Origin of the sequence: Streptomyces sp. NBC_01454 (genome assembly GCF_036227565.1) — a bacterium.
GTDB lineage: Bacteria > Actinomycetota > Actinomycetes > Streptomycetales > Streptomycetaceae > Streptomyces.
The window spans coordinates 7,504,083-7,521,996 of record NZ_CP109460.1 but is presented as its reverse complement, the minus strand read 5'-3'; the positions used below and the strand labels follow the sequence as shown (position 1 = coordinate 7,521,996).

13 protein-coding genes are annotated in these 17,914 nt (G+C 73.5%); 9 read left to right on the top strand and 4 right to left on the bottom strand.

Annotation, left to right across the window (positions count from 1 at the left end; all coding sequences use genetic code 11):
• The first annotated feature begins 371 nt into the window (after positions 1-371).
• From OIU81_RS33335 to OIU81_RS33315, 5 genes are all read left to right on the top strand, one after another.
• On the top strand, positions 372-4,760 hold the full coding sequence (locus OIU81_RS33335; RefSeq protein ID WP_329153824.1) for a toxin glutamine deamidase domain-containing protein: 4,389 nt from the start codon (positions 372-374) through the stop codon (positions 4,758-4,760).
• An 11-nt stretch (positions 4,761-4,771) separates the two neighbouring features.
• Positions 4,772-7,504: an SUKH-4 family immunity protein gene (locus tag OIU81_RS33330; RefSeq protein ID WP_329153823.1), complete on the top strand. Its 2,733-nt coding sequence runs from the start codon at positions 4,772-4,774 to the stop codon at positions 7,502-7,504.
• 63 nt (positions 7,505-7,567) lie between these two features.
• On the top strand, positions 7,568-8,587 hold the full coding sequence (locus OIU81_RS33325; protein ID WP_329153821.1) for an SUKH-4 family immunity protein: 1,020 nt from the start codon (positions 7,568-7,570) through the stop codon (positions 8,585-8,587).
• A 222-nt stretch (positions 8,588-8,809) separates the two neighbouring features.
• The gene (locus OIU81_RS33320) at positions 8,810-9,514 is read left to right on the top strand and encodes a pyridoxamine 5'-phosphate oxidase family protein (protein ID WP_329153820.1); all 705 of its coding nucleotides are present in this window, start codon (positions 8,810-8,812) and stop codon (positions 9,512-9,514) included.
• A gap of 68 nt (positions 9,515-9,582) precedes the next feature.
• Positions 9,583-10,374, top strand: a complete 792-nt coding sequence (locus OIU81_RS33315) for a uracil-DNA glycosylase (protein WP_329153818.1) — start codon at positions 9,583-9,585, stop codon at positions 10,372-10,374.
• A gap of 94 nt (positions 10,375-10,468) precedes the next feature.
• On the opposite strand, the gene OIU81_RS33310 is transcribed toward OIU81_RS33315, so the two are convergent.
• Both OIU81_RS33310 and OIU81_RS33305 read right to left on the bottom strand, forming a co-directional pair.
• Positions 10,469-11,380: an SDR family oxidoreductase gene (locus tag OIU81_RS33310; RefSeq protein ID WP_329153817.1), complete on the bottom strand. Its 912-nt coding sequence runs from the start codon at positions 11,378-11,380 to the stop codon at positions 10,469-10,471.
• A gap of 1 nt (position 11,381) precedes the next feature.
• The gene (locus OIU81_RS33305) at positions 11,382-12,248 is read right to left on the bottom strand and encodes an SDR family oxidoreductase (RefSeq protein WP_329153814.1); all 867 of its coding nucleotides are present in this window, start codon (positions 12,246-12,248) and stop codon (positions 11,382-11,384) included.
• A gap of 81 nt (positions 12,249-12,329) precedes the next feature.
• Here OIU81_RS33305 and OIU81_RS33300 point away from each other — a divergent pair, with 81 nt between their 5' ends.
• The 4 genes from OIU81_RS33300 to OIU81_RS33285 are packed head-to-tail and all read left to right on the top strand — an operon-like array spanning position 12,330 to position 15,767.
• A complete protein-coding gene (locus OIU81_RS33300; RefSeq protein ID WP_329153812.1) occupies positions 12,330-13,103 on the top strand; it encodes an enoyl-CoA hydratase family protein in 774 nt (257 codons plus the stop codon).
• Between the two features lie 2 nt (positions 13,104-13,105).
• The gene (locus tag OIU81_RS33295; protein WP_329153809.1) at positions 13,106-13,945 is read left to right on the top strand and encodes a CoA transferase subunit A; all 840 of its coding nucleotides are present in this window, start codon (positions 13,106-13,108) and stop codon (positions 13,943-13,945) included.
• Positions 13,942-14,688, top strand: coding sequence for a CoA-transferase subunit beta (locus OIU81_RS33290; RefSeq protein ID WP_329153807.1), 747 nt, complete (start codon positions 13,942-13,944; stop codon positions 14,686-14,688). Before OIU81_RS33295 ends, OIU81_RS33290 begins: the two co-directional genes overlap by 4 nt.
• Positions 14,685-15,767: an NAD(P)H-dependent flavin oxidoreductase gene (locus OIU81_RS33285; protein WP_329153806.1), complete on the top strand. Its 1,083-nt coding sequence runs from the start codon at positions 14,685-14,687 to the stop codon at positions 15,765-15,767. The genes OIU81_RS33290 and OIU81_RS33285 overlap by 4 nt, the downstream gene beginning before the upstream one ends.
• Before the next feature lie 7 nt (positions 15,768-15,774).
• Here the strand turns inward: OIU81_RS33285 and OIU81_RS33280 are convergent, their stop codons facing one another.
• Positions 15,775-16,932, bottom strand: a complete 1,158-nt coding sequence (locus OIU81_RS33280; protein ID WP_329153805.1) for an acetyl-CoA C-acetyltransferase — start codon at positions 16,930-16,932, stop codon at positions 15,775-15,777.
• Positions 16,933-17,006: 74 nt separating this feature from the next.
• Positions 17,007-17,789 (bottom strand): SDR family oxidoreductase, encoded by a 783-nt coding sequence (locus tag OIU81_RS33275; RefSeq protein WP_329153803.1) that lies wholly within the window; start codon positions 17,787-17,789, stop codon positions 17,007-17,009.
• Between the last annotated feature and the right edge of the window lie 125 nt (positions 17,790-17,914).

Below are 17,914 nucleotides of genomic sequence, written 5' to 3'. Positions count from 1 at the left end.
CTGAACCACCGTCAGAGATATGACTAAACTTTGTTGAATCAGATCCCACCCTTGACGAACTTTCAGCAGCGGAGGACCACTGACGGTCAGGGAGAGGCACCCCGTGAACGCCCCATCCGAGTCGGACGTTCACCCCCGGCCATAAGACCCGTCACCACCAACTCCGTTCCGCCCCACGCCGTTTGTCCGTCGCCGCTCGATCAACCGCCGCTCGATCAACCGCTGCTCGATCAACCGCTGCTCGATCAACCGCCGCTCCGTCCACCACTCCGTCCACCGCCACTTCGTCCACCGGTCGCGACTCCGGTCACCGCCCTTCTGTTCCTCCTTCTCCACACCATCGCTGCACTGTTTTACGGGGGATTGCCGCCATGTCGCTCATGCTGCCGGACTGGCTCGAGTGGGTCCTTGAAATGCTCGGCTACGACTGGCCAACCGGCGACGAGGACAAGATGAGCGAATCCGCCGACACCTGGCGGGAGTTCGCGCACGCCGTGGAGCAGCTGCAGTCCGAGGGCGTCACCGCCGCCGGCAATGTGCTGTCCGCCAACTCCGGCGACAGCATCGACGGCTTCAACGCGACCTGGGGAAAGTTCTCCGGCAACGGTTCCGGCTACCTCGACGACGCCCGTTCCGCCGCGGAGGTCATCGCGTTAGCTCTGGACGCCGGTTCCGGAGTCATCGTCGGGATGAAGGTCGCGGTGATCGCCCAACTCGCGATCCTCGCCGCGGAGATCATCGCCGCCCAGGCCGCGGCCCCCTTCACCTTCGGCCTGTCCGAGGTCGCCGCGGCGGGCGCCACCCAGGCCACCCGGCTGATCGTGCGCCGCATCCTGAAGGAAGCCCGCGAGGCCCTGGTCGAGGCCATCGTCGAGACGGTCAAGGAGCCCGCCGTGTCCGCGCTGGAGGCCATGGCCTCCGACGCCATCGCGCAGGGCGTGAACATGAACTTCGGGGCGCAGAACGGCTTCGACGTCGGGCGCAGCGCGCATGCCGGTGCCGAAGCCGGTGCGGACGCGCTGAAGAACTCCGGCCAGACCTTCGCCGAGTCCCTGCGTGACGGCGCGGGGGCCCGGGCGGGCCACCACGTCAACAACGGTCTCGATCACGCTGCCGGACGCGGCGGGAGTGACCACGGCGGCGAGGACAGCGGGGGAAGCGGCGGGAGCTCCAGCGAGTCGAGTGAATCAAGTGAGTCAAGCAGCTCTGGTGAGTCAAGTGGCTCCGGTGACTCCGGTAACTCTGGCGGCGAGGGCAGCTCCGGGAACGGCGGCAGCTCCGGGAGCGAGGGCAACTCCGGGGGCGGTGACCGTTCCGGGAGTGGGTCCAGCGGTGGCGGGTCCAGCACCGACAGCGGGTCCGGGTCCGGGTCCGGGTCCGGGTCCGGAGACTCCAGCGGCGGTGGACACGGCTCGGGGGACGGCAGCGGTAGCGGCGGAAGCAGCGGCTCCGGCAGCTCGTCGCACGTGCCCCGCCCCCTGAGCGACTCCGGCGCGAACACCGGCTCCGGAAACGACACCTCCACCACACCCGACGGCTCCACCGCGGGTACGGACGGCAGCCACAGCTCTCCCTCCGCGCATCCGCTGCCGCCCCCGGACCAGCGTTCGCCTTTCGACGCCGGCTACCAGGGCGGCCATGACAGCCCGTACGGGTCGGCCACGGACTCCGGCACCAGCCTCGACACCGGCACCACACATGACCCGGGGGCCGCCTCCCACTCGGGGCCCGCTCCCGACTCGGGGACCACGCCCGACTCGGGTGGCACCGGCCCGGACCATCCCCGCCCGGACACGGACTCAGCGGGCACCCAGCCCACCCCTGACAACACCCCGGACTCCGCTCGACCTGACTCGGCACATCCGGACTCCACACGTCCGGACACCGACCCGGTCGGCACCCACCCCACGCCGGACCACACACCCGACTCCGCACGCCCCGACCCGGTGAGCACCCAGCCGACGGCCGACGGCGCCCCGGACCACGCCCGCCCCGACACGGAGCCCTTCAGCACGCACCCCACCCCGGCCGCGCCGACCCCCGACGCCGCATCGGCTCCCGACCCGGCCCCCGCTCACGACTCGTCACCGGCTCATGACTCCGGTCCGGCTCACGACTCCGGCCTGGCTCACGACCCCGGTCCGGCCGCCGACCATTCATTCGGCGACCAGTCCAACTCCGGCAAACCCGAGGGCACTTCACACCAGGAAACGGGTCAGTCGTCGCAGCCGTCGCAGCCGTCGCCCTCCCCCGACCCCGTTGCCGGTAACCCGCCCACCAACACCGACACCTCCCCCTACGGCGACAGCGCGCACAGCGGCTCCCAGGGCGGAGACGGCTCCGGCTCCGACTCCGGCTCCCACAACGGGGACAACTCCGGTGCCGGCACCGGCGGGCGTTCCGCAACGCCGCACGTGAGCGTGCCCTCCCAGGGCGCCCCGGTGCAGCACTCACCCTCCTCCGGTCCGTCCGTCCAGCACCGCGATCCCTCCCCCGGCGACCCCACGCCGCACGCCGGCGACGACGACACCACCGTCACCACCCAGTCCGCCGACACCATGACCGCGCCCCCGCCCACCCAGCACCCGGCGGACCCCGGTAACACTCATCAGCCCGCTGCCACCCCCGGCTCCTCGCAGTCGCCGCAGCACACCCCGCCAGGCACCGCCCCGGTCATGGGAGCTCCCACCGTGCCCACCCAGGGCGGTGGCCACACCCCCACCGGCGCCCCGCCCCGTGGCGGAACACCCCAGAGCCCCGGCTCGGGCTCCGGCTCCTCCCACCAGCGCCCGGACGGCTCCCGGCCCGGCCGGCACATCCCGCCGCAGCGCACCCAGGACCGCCCCGCCTACACCCCACGTCCCGACACCCAGCACGGGCGCCCGGATCCGCGTCTGCCACGCCCCGACGCCAACCGTCCGGGCACCAACCAGCCGCCCAACGACCGCCCGCACAACGGCACTCCGGCCCACGACGGTCCTGACAGCGACCGCTCTGACAACGGTCGTCCGGACAGCAACCCTCCGGGCAACACCCCTCCGGGCAACAGCCGTCCGGGCAACGACCACCCGGGCAACGAGGGCGCCGGCAACGATCACCCCAAGGAATCCAACGGCCCGACGGACCAGCATTCCGACGGGACGTCCGACCCCACTCCCGCCTCCGAAACCCGCAACCGCGAGCACCCGGGCGGTCTCGAAGGTCCCACCGACGAGCATCAGCAGCGGGTCGAGGACTCGATCCCCCGGGACGAGAACGGCGAGCCGCAGCGCCACCCCGACCCGGACGACGGCAACTGGCTCGACTCCATCAACCACCCCGGCCCCGACGCGCCGGGCCGCAACAACAACTGCGTCGACTCCGCGCTGGCCGCCGCCGACACCTACTCCGGCAACCCCACCGCCGCCGCCCACCGCACCCCCGACCTCAACCCCGACGGCACCCCCTCCGACCGCGGCGAGACCAACGGCCGCGACCGCATCGAGAACACCCTCGGCAGCCGCTTCCACGACTACGGCAACGGCCGCGACGCCTTCCACCGCCTGGAAAACGACCTCCACAACTCCGGCCACGGCTCCCAGGCCGTCATCATCACCCAGGACCGCAACGGCCGCGCCCACGCCTGGAACGTCGTCAACCACCACGGCACCCTCACCTACGTCGACGCCCAAACCGGACAGCGCAGCAACACACCCCTCCACGACGGCGACAACGGCGTCCACGCCATCCCGCTCGATCCCCACCGCCGCCCCGTCCAGGACGGTGCACGCCACGACGACTCCCGCCACGACAACGGCTCCGGTCCCGACCGGGACGGCCACGGCGAGCGCCGGCCGGCCGCGGAACCCGCCGGATCGGACGGGAAGAAGCGCGCGCGTTCTCCCGAGGACATGGAGATCGACGACGGGGACCCCACCAAGCGGCCGAGGCGGGACGAGGCGGATGCGTCCGAGGAGTCGTCCGATGTCGACATGCCCGATGCCGACCGCGACGATCACGACCCGGACGGCGAACGCCAACCGCCCTCCGACCCCGACAACGACCACGACAGCCACGACAGCGACAGCGACAGCGACGAATATGACGGCCGGCTTCGTGACGAGCCGGACACCACCCCGTTCACCGCGGCCCGAGGCCAGGAACTGGTCGACTCCCAGCCGCAGGACTGGGACGACAGCGATCTGGGACGCATGGTCGAGCGCGCGCGGCTGGACCACGACTACTTCCATCAGTACGCGGTGCCCGGCTCCGCCGCCGACCAGCACTCGGGACAGAACAACTTCGGCCTCGCGCCGTCCGCCAACTACGCGGCATTCCGCTATGTCATAGAGCCGGGCTCCACCGAATATGTGATGCTGGCGCGCAGCTTCGGGACCAGCGGAAATGTCACCAAGGTCGACGACCAGCCCTGGACGGGAAAGTCGAAGCACTCCGAACGTGCCGCGGTCGAATACATGCAGCACATGCAGTCCACACTCCCCGACGGTCAGCGCATCCGGGTCACCGAGGTCTACACGGAACGCGCCCCCTGTGCGCAGAAGGGCTGCGCCTCCCTGATGTACCGCGTCTTCGGCAAGGTGCCGACGACGCACACCCTGCCGCACCCCGACGACGGCACGGGTTCGCGGGAAATGCGGAACCACCTCAACGACCTCAAGCGGCGGCGTGGCGAGATCCTGGGGGACGACACCCGCCACCACGCCGCGGGCCGGGCTCCGGCGGACGCCCCTGACAGCCCCGCGCCGTCGGATGACGAGTAAGGTTGCGCACCATGGAATTTCGCCTGGTAGGCCGCTCAAGCGCCGCACATTCGCTGGTCTCGTGGCTCTCCTCGGAGGCACCTGACGACCATGTGCGCATCGTCACGGGCGATGCCGGCTGCGGTAAGAGCTGGCTGATGGCCTGGCTGGCCATGGCGGCCGACGCGGACGCCCGGGCGTTCGTCGATCCGTCCGTCGCGCCGCCCGTGCCGCCCAACGCCTTCGACCTCGTACTGGAGACACGGGGCCGCACGCAGCGCGAGATCCAGGCGGAGATCGAGCAGGCGCTGCTGCCGGGCAGTGCGCCCGACGGCCCTTTCCCGGCCGGGATGTGGCTCCCCACGCCCTCGTTGTACCGGGCGGCCAAGCGCCGTGGCACCCCGTTCACGGTGGCGCTGCTGGACACCGCGCTGGCCGGCCGTACGTCGCTGAGCCGGGTGCCCGACCAGCTGACCGAGGACGTGCTGCTGCCGCTGGTGCAGCCGGGCGGTGTGACCCGCAAGCGGCTGGACAACGGCGCCGAACCGGTCCGGATCCTGCTCGACCTGCCGAGGGCACAGGCCGAACGCCTGGTGCGGCGGGCCAAGTTGCCCGCGCACGCCCTGATCGATCTGGACAGTGCCGCCTTCGCGCCGGACCGCACCGCGTTCCGCGCGTGGGTCCGTGATCTGGTGTCCGTGGCGGGCTCCGCCTACGAGGGGGAGGACGCCGCGGCCGACGCCGCCGCCGACGCCGTCACCGCCAGTGCCTGGCCCAACTTCCTGCTCGCGGAAACGCTGTCCATGGACCTGCGGGCGCGGGAAGAGCCCTGGGTCCCGGACGCGTCGGCGCCGCTGCCGACGTCGCTGGAGGACGCCTGGCGCTTTTACCTGTCCTCCTTCGGGGAGGCCGCCGACGAGGTGGGGCTGGCGCTCACCCCGGTGGTGCTGGCCGAGGGCGACGCGGGGATGCCCGTCTCGCTCGCCGCGCGTGCGGTCTCGGCGCTCAGCGGCCGGCCGACGTCCGAAGAAGCGCTCACCCGGGTCGTGGCCGCGACGACCGCCTACATCGCGGAGGAGTTCGTCACGACGGGCCCAGAGGAGTTCGTCACGACCGGCCCCGACAACGCACCTGCCGCCCGGCCCGGCACGGAATCCCCGGAGCCCCGCACGGAATCCCCCTCGGGCCCCGGCCGGGTGCGCCATCTGCGGCTGCGTGACACCGCTCTGGCCGCCGCGGCCCGCAGGTCCTACGGGGCCGCGCTCCCCGAGCTGCAACGGAAGGTCGCCACGGCGCTCGCCCCCCGTGCGGTGCTCACGGAGGCGGAACGCGCTGCTGCCGGAGCGGAACCGCTCTCGCCGGAGGCCCGCTATGTGCTGGGGCCCGGTCTGGCTCATGCGGCCGCGGGGGGCGTGCTCGACGACGTCCTCGCCGATCCCGCCCTGGCGTTCCTCGTGGATCTGCCGTCCTTCGACGATGCGGACGGCCACGCCGGCCGGTCGCCGCGGCCGGACCTGCGGGCCCGTCGGCGCGCCCTCGGGCAGGCCTCGCGGCTCTACGTGGGGCCGCGCACCGGTCATGTGTCGGAGCACGCCTCGCGTCTGGGGCTCACCGCGTCGGTCTGTGGCGACCACGAGTTGGCGGACTGGCTGCTGCGGGCCGGAGTCCCCCGGATCTGGCGCACCCTCTGGTCGCACTGGCGGCCGCTGGGTGCTTTCGAGCCCGCGGAGTTCGACGGCGCATGGCCCGGCCCGGTCGGGCTGCACGGCTGGCGCAGCGTCGAGGGCGGGCAGCAGTTCTGTACCCGCAGTGAGCTGAGCGGGCGCTACCAGTGGTGGACGCTCGCGGACGGGACGCCCGTGGGGGAATCGTCCACGGAGCCGCCGGACGTGTCCGAGGAACCGTCCAAGAGCGGTGGTGCGGCTGCCGGGCCGATGGAAGTCGTGCTGGACGAACTCGACGCATGGGTCGGGGTGCGGCCGGCCGGCGAGGAGTCCCCCGACGCCACGGCGCTGGTGTGCCCCGAAGGGCACGTGGGCGAGGTCCATCCGCTGCCCTCGGAGCGTGCGTTGCTGCTCGGACGCAGCGGGATGATGCTCATCGAGGTCGCGCAGGGCCGGCCGGGAGAGCGGGCGCTGCCGCCGCGTCCGCGCGCGCTCTCGTCGTGGTGGAGCGTGGACGACGCGCTCTACGGGGGCGGCGAGCTGACCCCTGAGCTGCTGGCACCGCTGTTCTCCGTGGTCGGCCGGCCGGTCCGGGCCGATCCGGAACGACTCGGTCCGCTGGCCTCGCTCCCGGACACCGCGCGGCTGCTCACCGAGGTCGGCCTGCCGGCCGCCGAGTTCTGGTTCGAGGGTCTGGACCGGTTCGTGCCCACGCTGCCGCGCACCGGCGGCGGGGACGGCGACGCCGACGGGCACGCCGCGAGTGACCGTGTGGCGGCCTCCGTCCTCGGCTACGTGGGCGACGACAGCACCCAACTCTGCGTCGAGCACGGCACCGGGCGCGTCATGCTCGCCAACGGCGGGGCGTTCGTCTGCCTGGTGAACAGCTCGCTGGATGCGTTTCTGCGCTGCTGGACGGTCGCGCTGAAGGCCGTCGTCGCCTCGAACGGCCGGGACGAGAAGGAGGAGCGGGAGTTCCGGGACCACGTGCTGCGCCGGCTCGGCCGTATCGATCCCGCGTGTACACGCCGGCCGGTGAAGGGCTCGCTGACCACGATGTGGCCGCAGCTCGTCAGTGACAGCACGTACCTTCTCGAATAGCGCGCACGGGCGGTCGCCGGCCGGCGAGGGCTGCACGACCACGGGTAAAAGGGACTCTTGCAGATGAGCAGCAATCACACGAACGCCGGCGGGGCCCCGCTGGGCACCGGCCTCGGGTACACCGCGGTGTGCCGGTACCGCGACGGCGAGGGCGCGGAGCACACGCAACTGGCCCGCAGCGGTCCGGGACGCCCGCACCCCGAATGGCAGTTGGCCGACCACCTCGCGCAGTCGGGCATCCGTCCCGAGGACGTGCTGGAGCTCTACACCGAATTGCAGGCGTGCGCGCTGCCCGGCGGAAATTGTGCCGCGCTGATCTCCCGCTCCTGGCCACGGGTGCAGGTCAGCCACACCGTGGATTACGGCACGGACGCCCGGTCCCGGGCCAAGGGCCAGGAGAAGCTGTATGAGCACGCCGCCGGCCTGGCCCGGCGTGAGGGGAAGCCGCTCGCCGCCCGGCCCGGCCGGCTGCCTCTGCCGCCCCGGCCGGAGGGTGCGGCGGCCGCGGTGTCCGCCGATCCCGCCGCGGCCCGCGGCGAGGTGCTCGACGCGTTCGGCGCGCAGGCCGTCCTGCGGCGCGGCGCGGAGGAGCTCGCGGACACCGCGCTGCCCGCGTCCGCGGTCGATGCCCTCACCCGGACCGGGCTGCCGTCCGAGTTCGCGCCCTTCTTCCGGATGGCGCCCACGTCTCCGGCCGCGGTGGATCTGCCGGCCTGGGCCGAGCAGAGTGGCGACCCCCTCAAGCCGCACCTCAAGGAGTTCTACGACTCCTACGACTACCTCCGGATCGGCGAGGACTTCGGGCGGGAAATCTGCGTCGAGCCGGAGACGGGCAAGGTGTGGGCCGTCGAACTCCGTTCGGGCTGGGCGTCGTTCGTCAATTCCGACCTGCAGTCCTTCGCCCGCTGTCTCGCCCTGTTGAAGCAGCGCTGGGCACCGCGGCGCGGGCTGAGCCCGGCCGCCGCCGCCCAGGACACCGCACGCTTCCAGCAGGATCTGGCCGTGCTCGACCCCCAGAGCCTGTCCGGGCCCGCCCGCTGGTGGGCCATGATCGTGGAACAGATGTGGGACGGGTTGCTCTGACCGAGGGCGGACGGGGTCCCGGCCCCACGCCCCCCAAGGTGCGGAATTCGTTGATTCGCGAGATCGCGACAACGGATTCCCGCGTGATCTGGCACAGGCGAGCATGGGATCAGTAGAATCCGGAGCCAGGGCTGGGTGCCCCGGTAGTCGGCGGGTCCCTGGGGGGCCGCGCCGCCGTGGTGGTGCCCCAGCCCGTCACCCGCACCCCTCGGAAGGGCCGTGATGACCTCCCCCTCGCCCGGCCGGACGCTGCCGGAGACCGCGCGCACCCGTCACCGCCGGCTGCGTGAGCAGGGCAGCCTCGACCGTGCCGCACTCGATGACGTACTGGCCGCCGGCTTTCTGTGCCACCTCGGTGTGCTCGTGGACGGCACGCCGATGGTGGTACCCACGGTCTACGGCGCGGACGGCGACACGCTGTACTTCCACGGGTCGGTCGCCAGTCGCAGCCTGACCGCCTCGCCCGGCGCGGGCGTGTGTGTCACGGTGACGCATGTCGACGGGCTGGTGCTGGCCCGCTCCGTGTTCGAGCACGGGGTCAACTACCGCAGCGCGATGGTGTTCGGCACGCCCCGCCCGGTCACCGACCCGGAGGAGAAGCTCGCCGGTCTGCGCTGTCTGACCGAACAGGCGGCGCCGGGCCAGTGGGACTACGCCCGGCGCCCGAGCCGCAAGGAGCTCGCCGCCACGGCGCTGCTCGCCCTCTCCCTCGACGAGGCGTCCGTGAAGATCCGGACGGGACCGCCGGACGACGGCGACGGCGCGGACGCCGAACTCGGCCTGTGGGCCGGTGTACTGCCCCTGCACACCGCCTGGGGTCCACTCGAACCGGACCCCGCACTCCCCGCGGACCTCGCGCCTCCGGCGCATCTCGCCGGCCGCGCCGCGTCCCCGGCCGGCCGCCCCGGACCGGGCGCCCCCGTCTGACCCGCCCGGCCGTGTCTCCCGGCGGCAGCACCGGACATGACACGGCCGCGGTCCTCTAGCGTGGAGGAATGGACGAGACCGGAGCGTCGCAGACACCGCCGGGCGACGACGAGGCCGCCTTTCCGGCCTACCACGCGGGGCGGTGCGGCGGGCTCGCGGAGCTCGACGCGCAGCTGATCCGGTGCCGGGCCTGCCCCCGGCTGGTGGCCTGGCGCGAGCAGACCGGCGCACAGCCACGTGCGGCCTTCCGGGACTGGGAGTACTGGGCGCGCCCCGTCCCGGGGTTCGGGCCGCCGGACGCGGCACTGGCCGTCGTCGGGCTGGCGCCGGCCGCGCACGGCGGCAACCGCACCGGCCGGATGTTCACCGGGGACGCCTCCGGCGACTTCCTGTTCGCGGCGCTGCATGCCGTCGGCCTCGCCTCCCGGCCCACCGCGACGCACCGCGGCGATGGCCTGGAGCTGTACGGGGTACGGGTCACCTCGCCGGTCCACTGCGCTCCGCCGGAGAACAAGCCGACGCCCGACGAGCGCCGCACCTGCCGGCCATGGCTGGCGGCGGAGCTGGAACTCCTCAGCCCCCACCTGCGTGCGGTCCTGGTGCTGGGCGCCTTCGGCTGGCAGGCGCTGCTGCCCGTACTCGGCGAGGCGGGGTGGCCGCTGCCGCGTCCCCGGCCCGCGTTCGGCCACGGCGTGCGGCTGCCCCTGCCGGCGACGCGGAGCCGGCGGGAACTGCAGGTGCTGGGGAGCTACCACCCCAGCCAGCGCAATACGTTCACCGGCCGGCTCACCTTCGACATGCTCGTCGAACTGCTCGCGCGGGCCGCCGGACTCGCGGGGCTGGAGCATCGGGGCGGCTGAGGGCCCACCGGGTCCGGGCGCCGTGGGACCGCCGGGCGGTGGCCGCCGGACGCCGGCGGCGGGAAGCGCCCGGCCGGGCTTCCGGCCCGCCCCGTCACCGCGCGCCGTAGACCGGTCCGGGCTCCTCGGCGGCGGCCAGCAGCCGGCGGGCGGCCTCGCCCGCCCCGGCCGGCGTCCAGCGGCTCCCCCGGTCCTCGGTGGGACCGGGGCGCCAGCCCTCCATCACCGTGATCCGGCCCCCCTCGGCCTCGAAGACCCGGCCGGTGACGCCGGCGCAGTCGGCGGAGGACAGCCAGACCACCAGCGGGGAGACGTTCTCCGGGGCCATCGCGTCGAACTCCCCGTCGGCCGGGGCCGCCATCGTCGCGGCGAAGGTCCTCTCGGTCATCCGGGTGCGGGCGGCCGGCGCGAGGGCGTTGATCTGGACGCCGTAGCGGGCCATTTCGGCGGCGGCGACGAGGGTGAGGCCGATGATGCCGGCCTTGGCGGCGGAGTAGTTGCCCTGCCCGACGCTGCCGAGCAGCCCGGCGCCCGACGCGGTGTTGATGACGCGGGCGGCGGGAGTGCGGCCGGACTTGGCCTCGGCCCGCCAGTGCGCCGCGGCGTGCCGCAGCGGGAGGAAGTGGCCCTTGAGGTGGACGCGGATGACGGCGTCCCAGTCGTCCTCGTCGAGGTTGACGAGCATCCGGTCGCGCAGGAACCCGGCGTTGTTCACGAGGGTGTCGAGCCGGCCGAAGGTGTCGAGGGCGGTGGCGACCAGGGAGGCGGCGCCGTCGGTGGTGGTGATGTCGCCGCTGTGGGCGACGGCCCGGCCGCCGTGCGCGTGGATCTCGTCGGCGACCCGCTGGGCCGGGCCGGCCGAGGCGCCGGCGCCGTCGGCGGCCACCCCGAGGTCGTTCACCACGACCTGGGCGCCCTCCGCGGCGAGGGCCAGCGCATGGGCCCGGCCCAGGCCGCGGCCGGCTCCGGTGACGACGGCGACCCGTCCGGCGCAGATTCCGGTCATCTCAGTTCTCCTTGGCGGCTTCGGTACCGGTGAGGGGGCTCGTCGTCGGGGGGCCGGTCGGCTGCCGGGGCGGGCCGGCTCCCGTGGTGGTGGGGTGGTTGACGGTGGCCGCGTCGAGGAAGGCGGGGCGCTCTCCGCCGCCGTGGACGAGCAGGCTGGCGCCGGTCAGATAGGCGGCGCGGTCGGAGGCGAGAAAGACGCAAGCGTCGCCGATCTCGGCGGGTTCGGCGAGCCGGCCGGCCGGGACGGTGGCGCCGACCGCGGCGATGCCCGCCTCGTCCCCGTAGTGCAGGGCGGCCAGTTCGGTGCGCACCATGCCGAGGACGAGGGTGTTGACGCGGATCCGGGGGGCCCATTCGACGGCCATGGAGCGGGCGAGGTTCTCCAGCCCCGCCTTGGCCGCGCCGTAGGCGGCGGTGCCGGGCGACGGGCGGGTGCCGCTGACGCTGCCGATCATGATGACCGCACCCCCGGCCGGCTGCTGCCGCATCACCTCGTACGCGGCGAGCGAGGCGGTCAGCGGCGCGAGGAGGTTGAGGGCGACGACCCGGGCGTGCCGGGCGGCGTCCGTCTGGCCGAGCAGCCCGTAGGGCGTGCCGCCGGCATTGTTCACCAGGCAGTCCAGCCGGCCGTGCGCCGCCGCGACGCGGGTGAAGAACTCCTGGACGGCGTCGGGTTCGCGCAGGTCGAGGGGGTGGAAACGGGCGCTGCGGCCGGCCGCCGTGACGGGGCTGTCCGGTGGCCGGCGGGCGCAGATCACGACGTCGGAGCCGGCCCGCAGGAAGGCGCGGGCGATGCCGGCGCCGACGCCCCGGGTGCCGCCGGTGACCACGGCGAGCTGTCCGGACAGATCGAGGGTCAGGCTCACTCGGCACCCTCCCGCAGCGCGCGGTCCGCTGCTAACTTCGCTACCTAACAAACGCTTGGTGGAAAGGTAGCTGATCCGCCCATGGGTGTCTCCACCTCCAGGCCGGACCACGGCATCGCCGTGGTCACCGTCGACTTCCCTCCGGTCAACGCCCTTCCCGTGCGGGGCTGGTACGACCTCGCCGACGCCGTACGGGCCGCCGGCCACGACCCGGACATCCGCTGTGTCGTCCTCGCCGCCGAGGGCCGCGGCTTCAACGCCGGCGTCGACATCAAGGAGCTGCAGCGCGACTCCGCCGCCGGCGGCCACGGTGCCCTGGTCGGGGTCAACCGCGGCTGCGCCGAGGCGTTTTCGGCGGTCTACGCGTGCGAGGTCCCCGTCGTCGCGGCGGTGCACGGCTTCTGTCTGGGCGGCGGCATCGGGCTGGCCGGGAACGCGGACGCGATCGTGGCGAGCGAGGAGGCCACCTTCGGGCTGCCGGAGCTGGACCGCGGTGCGCTCGGCGCGGCCACCCATCTGGCCCGACTCGTGCCGCAGCATTTGATGCGCGCGCTCTACTACACCTCGCGCACCGCCTCCGCCGCCGAACTCCTTGCGCACGGCTCGGTGTGGAAGGTCGTGCCGCGCGCCGGGCTGCGCCGCGCCGCGCTGGATCTGGCACGGGAGATCGCCCGGAAGGACGGCGCGCTCCTGCGCCTCGCCAAGGCCGCGATCAACGGCATCGACCCCGTGGACGTGCACCGCAGTTACCGCTTCGAGCAGGGCTTCACCTTCGAGGCGAACCTCAGCGGCGTCGCCGACCGCGTCCGCGACACCTTCGGCGCACCGGCCGGCGCACCGACGAAGGAAGGCTGACCGTGACCGACAAGACCATGACGCCCGAGGACGTCGTCTCCCGGCTGCGCAGCGGGATGACCCTGGGCATCGGCGGCTGGGGCGCACGCCGTAAGCCGATGGCGCTGGTGCGGGCGCTGCTGCGCTCCGACCTCACCGATCTGACCGTGATCTCCTACGGCGGTCCCGACGTCGGACTGCTCGCCGCCGCGGGCCGGATCCGCAGGCTCGTCGCGGCGTTCGTGACCCTCGACTCGATCCCCCTGGAGCCGCACTACCGCGCGGCGCGCCAGCGTGGCGCGTTCGAGCTGACGGAGATCGACGAGGCGATGTTCCTGTGGGGCCTGACCGCCGCCGCCCACCGGCTGCCCTTCCTCCCCGTACGGGCCGGTCTCGGCTCGGACGTCATGCGGGTCAACCCGGGCCTGCGGACGGTGACATCACCGTACGAGGACGGGGAGACCTTCGTCGCCGTGCCGGCGCTGCGGATGGACGCGGCGCTGGTCCATCTCGACCGCGCCGACCGGCTCGGGAACGGCCAGTACCTGGGCCCCGACCCGTACTTCGACGACCTGTTCTGCGAGGCCGCGGACCGGGCCTATGTCTCCTGCGAGCGGCTCGTGGACGACTTCGCCACGGCCGCCCCGCAGACCCTCCTGGTCAGCCGGCACACGGTGGCCGGAGTGGTCGAGACCCCGAACGGGGCGCACTTCACCTCCTGCGTCCCCGATCACGACCGTGACGAGGCCTTCCAGAAGCTGTACGCGACCACGCCCTGGCCGCAGTTCGCCGAGCGGTTCCTGTCCGGGGACGAGAAGGCGTATCAGTCGGCCGTCCGGACCTGGCACGAGGAGCAGCAGTGAGCCCGACCACCACGGCCACCCGCGCCGAGTTCTGCGTGATCGCCTGCGCCGAGGCCTGGCGCGACAACGGGGAGGTGCTCGCCAGCCCGATGGGCCTGATCCCGTCGCTCGGTGCCCGGCTCGCCCGGCGGACCTTCTCCCCCGATCTGCTGCTGACCGACGGGGAGGCGATGCTCGTGGGCCCGGACGGGACGGCCGAGGGCTGGCTGCCCTACCGCCGGCACCTGGCCATGGTGACCGGCGGGAAGCGGCACGTGATGATGGGCGCGAGCCAGCTCGACCGCTTCGGCAACCAGAACATCTCGTGCATCGGCGACTGGCACCGGCCCTCCCGCCAGCTCCTCGGTGTGCGCGGCGCGCCCGTCAACACCCTGAACAATCCGGTGAGTTACTGGGTGCCGAAGCATTCGGCACGGGTCTTCGTCGAGCGGGTCGACATGATCTGCGGGGTCGGATACGACAGCGCGGCCGCCGCCGGCCCGTCCGCGACCCGCTACCACCGCATCCCGCGGGTCGTCTCCCACCTCGGGGTCTTCGACTTCGAGACCCCGGACCACACCATGCGGCTGGTCTCCGTGCATCCGGGAGTGACGGCCGGGCAGGTCCAGGAGGCCACCGGCTTCCCGCTCGCGCTGCCCATCGAGGTGCCGTACACCCGCGAGCCCACTGCGGCGGAGCTCCGGCTGATCCGTACGGAGCTCGATCCGGAGGGGCTGCGGGACCGCGAGGTGCCGCAGGGATGACGGACGACCGGATCGAGAACGACCGGATCGAGACCCCATTGACCCGGCTCGTCGGGGTACGCCACCCCCTTGTGCAGACCGGCATGGGGTGGGTGGCCGGGCCCCGGCTGGTGTCGGCCGCGGCCGAGGCGGGCGCCCTGGGGATCCTGGCGTCGGCCACCATGACCGTCGGGCAGCTGCGGGCGGCGGTCCGCGAGGTCGCGTCCCGTACGGAGGCACCCTTCGGGGTCAATCTGCGGGCGGACGCGGCCGATGCGGGTGAGCGGGTGCGGATCATCGTGGAGGAGGGCGTACGGGTGGCCTCGTTCGCCCTGGCTCCCTCCCGTGAGCTGATCGCCCGGCTCAAGGACGCGGGCGTCGTCGTCATCCCCTCGGTCGGGGCCCGCCGCCATGCCGAGAAGGTCGCGGCCTGGGGGGCGGACGCGGTCGTCGTGCAGGGCGGCGAGGGCGGCGGGCACACCGGGAGCGTCGCCACGAGCGTGCTGCTGCCGCAGGTGGTGGACGCGGTCGACATCCCGGTGATCGCCGCGGGCGGCTTCTTCGACGGCCGGGGCCTGGTCGCGGCGCTGGCCTACGGTGCGGCCGGGATCGCCATGGGGACCCGCTTCCTGCTGACATCGGACAGCACCGTGCCGCCGGCCGTACAGGCCCGCTATCTGGCGGCCGCCGTCGGCGACATCACGGTCACCACGAAGGTGGACGGGCTGCCGCACCGGATGCTGCGCAGCGAGCTGGTCGAGGCGCTGGAGCGCTCCGGGCGCACCGCCGCGCTGTGGCACGCGGTGCGCCGGGCCGCCTCGTTCCGGAAGCTGTCCGGCCTGAGCTGGGCGCAGATGATCCGGGACGGTCTGGCGATGAAGCACGGCAGGGACCTCACCTGGAGCCAGGTCCTGCTCGCGGCCAACACCCCCGTGCTGCTGCGGGCGTCGATGGTCGAGGGCCGTACGGACCTGGGGGTGATGGCCTCCGGGCAGGTCGCGGGGGTGATCGGGGATCTGCCGTCCTGCGCGGAACTCGTGGACCGGATCATGTCCGAGGCGCGCGCGACGCTGGCCACGCTGCCGGATCCGCCGTCCTGATGGTGCGTCAGAGCCGCTCGATGATGGTGACGTTGGCCTGCCCGCCGCCCTCACACATGGTCTGGAGACCGAACCGGCCGCCGGTGCGCTCGAGTTCGTGCAGCAGCGTCGTCATCAGCCGGACACCGGTCGCGCCGAGCGGGTGGCCCAGGGCGATGGCGCCGCCGTTGACATTGACCCGCTCCGGGTCGGCGCCGGTCTCCTCGATCCAGGCCAGGACCACCGGCGCGAAGGCCTCGTTGATCTCGACCAGATCGATGTCGCCGATCGACATGCCCGCCTTCTTCAGCGCGTACGCGGTCGCCGGGATCGGTGCGGACAGCATCCGGATCGGGTCCTCGCCGCGCACCGACAGATGGTGGATACGGGCCCGCGGGGTCAGGCCGTGCGCGGCCACCGCCCGCCCGGAGGCCAGGAGCAGGGCGGCCGCGCCGTCGGAGACCTGGGAGGAGACCGCCGCGGTCAGCCGGCCGCCCGGGACGACCGGCGGCAGGGCGGCCATCCTCGCAAGGGAGGTGCCGCGGCGCGGGCCCTCGTCGGCGGTGACCTCCCCGCAGGCGACGGTCTCCCGGTCGAAGCGGCCCTCGTCGAGCGCGCGGACGGCCCGCCGGTGCGAGCGGAGCGCGAACTCCTCCATGTCGGCGCGGGAGAGGTGCCACTCGTCGGCGATGAGTTCGGCGCCGTGGAACTGGTCGACGGGCGCGTCCCCGTAGCGCTCCCGCCAGCCCGTGGAGCCGGCGAACGGGCCGTCGGTCAGCCCCAGCGGTTCGGCGGCCCGGCGGCTCGCGAAGGCGATCGGGATCTGCGACATATTCTGCACCCCGCCCGCGACGACCAGGTCCTGGGTGCCGGACAGCACGGCCTGGGCCGCGAAGTGCACGGCCTGCTGGGAGGAGCCGCACTGGCGGTCGACGGTGACCCCCGGCACGTGGTCGGGCAGCCCGGCGGCCAGCCAGCAGGTCCGGGCGATGTCGCCGGCCTGCGGCCCCACCGCGTCCAGACAGCCGAAGACGACATCCTCGACGGCGGCCGGATCGACGCCGCTGCGCGCCATCAGCGCGGTCAGCACATGGGCGCCCAGATCGGCGGGGTGGACGGCCGACAGTCCGCCGCCCCGCTTCCCGACCGGCGTACGGACCGCTTCGATGACATAGGCCTCGGACATGGTGGTCTCCCTGTTCAGATTCTGCGGAGCCGGCGGCCGGCCGCGCAAGGCCCGGCCGGCCGGCGCTCCCCGTCTCAGGCGCGCTGGGAGCTGACGGACACCGTCTCCCCGGTCAGGTACGAGGCGTAGTCGCAGGCCAGGAAGACGATGACATTGGCGATCTCCCAGGGCTCGGCGTAGCGGCCGAACGCCTCCCGCTCGGTCAGTTCGGCCAGCAGCTCGGGGGTGGTCACCTTCACCAGATGCGGGTGCATGGCGAGGCTGGGCGCGACCGCGTTGACGCGTACGCCGTACCCGGCGGCCTCCATGGCGGCGCAGCGGGTCAGTGCCATCACTCCGGCCTTGGCCGCGGCGTAGTGGGCCTGGCCGCGCTGGGCGCGCCAGCCGACGACGGAGGCGTTGTTGACGATCACGCCGCCGCGGCCGGCCGCCCGCATCCGGCGCAGGGCGCCCCGGGTGCAGCGGAAGGTGCCGTTCAGGGTGGTGTCGAGGACCGCGCCCCACTGCTCGTCGGTCATCTCGACGAGGTCGGCGGTGCCCCCGAGCCCGGCGTTGTTGACCACGATGTCGAGGCGGCCGTGGCGCTCCTCGGCCAGCGCCAGCAGGGCGCCCACCTGGTCCTCGTCGGTGACATCGCACGGCAGGGACGCCACCTGGCCGGCGCCGAACTCCTCGGCGAGCGCCTCGGTGCTCTCCGTCAGGCGGCGCGCGTGGCGGTCGCCGAGGACGACCCGGGCGCCCTCCTCCAGGAATCTGCGGGCGGTGGCGCCGCCGATGCCGGCGCCGGCGGCCGCGGTGATGACGGCGGTCCGGCCGTGGAGCAGCCGGTGGCCGGGCACGTAGGGGGGCGAGGTCATGCGCGAGCCTCCTGGGGCGGGCCGGGTGCGGGCCCGGCGAGGGCGTGCCGCCGGGCCCCGGGGAGCGTGGCGGCCCTCGCCCGGGAGCTCTCGGCGGCGGGGGCCTCGACGCTGTTCCTGACGGT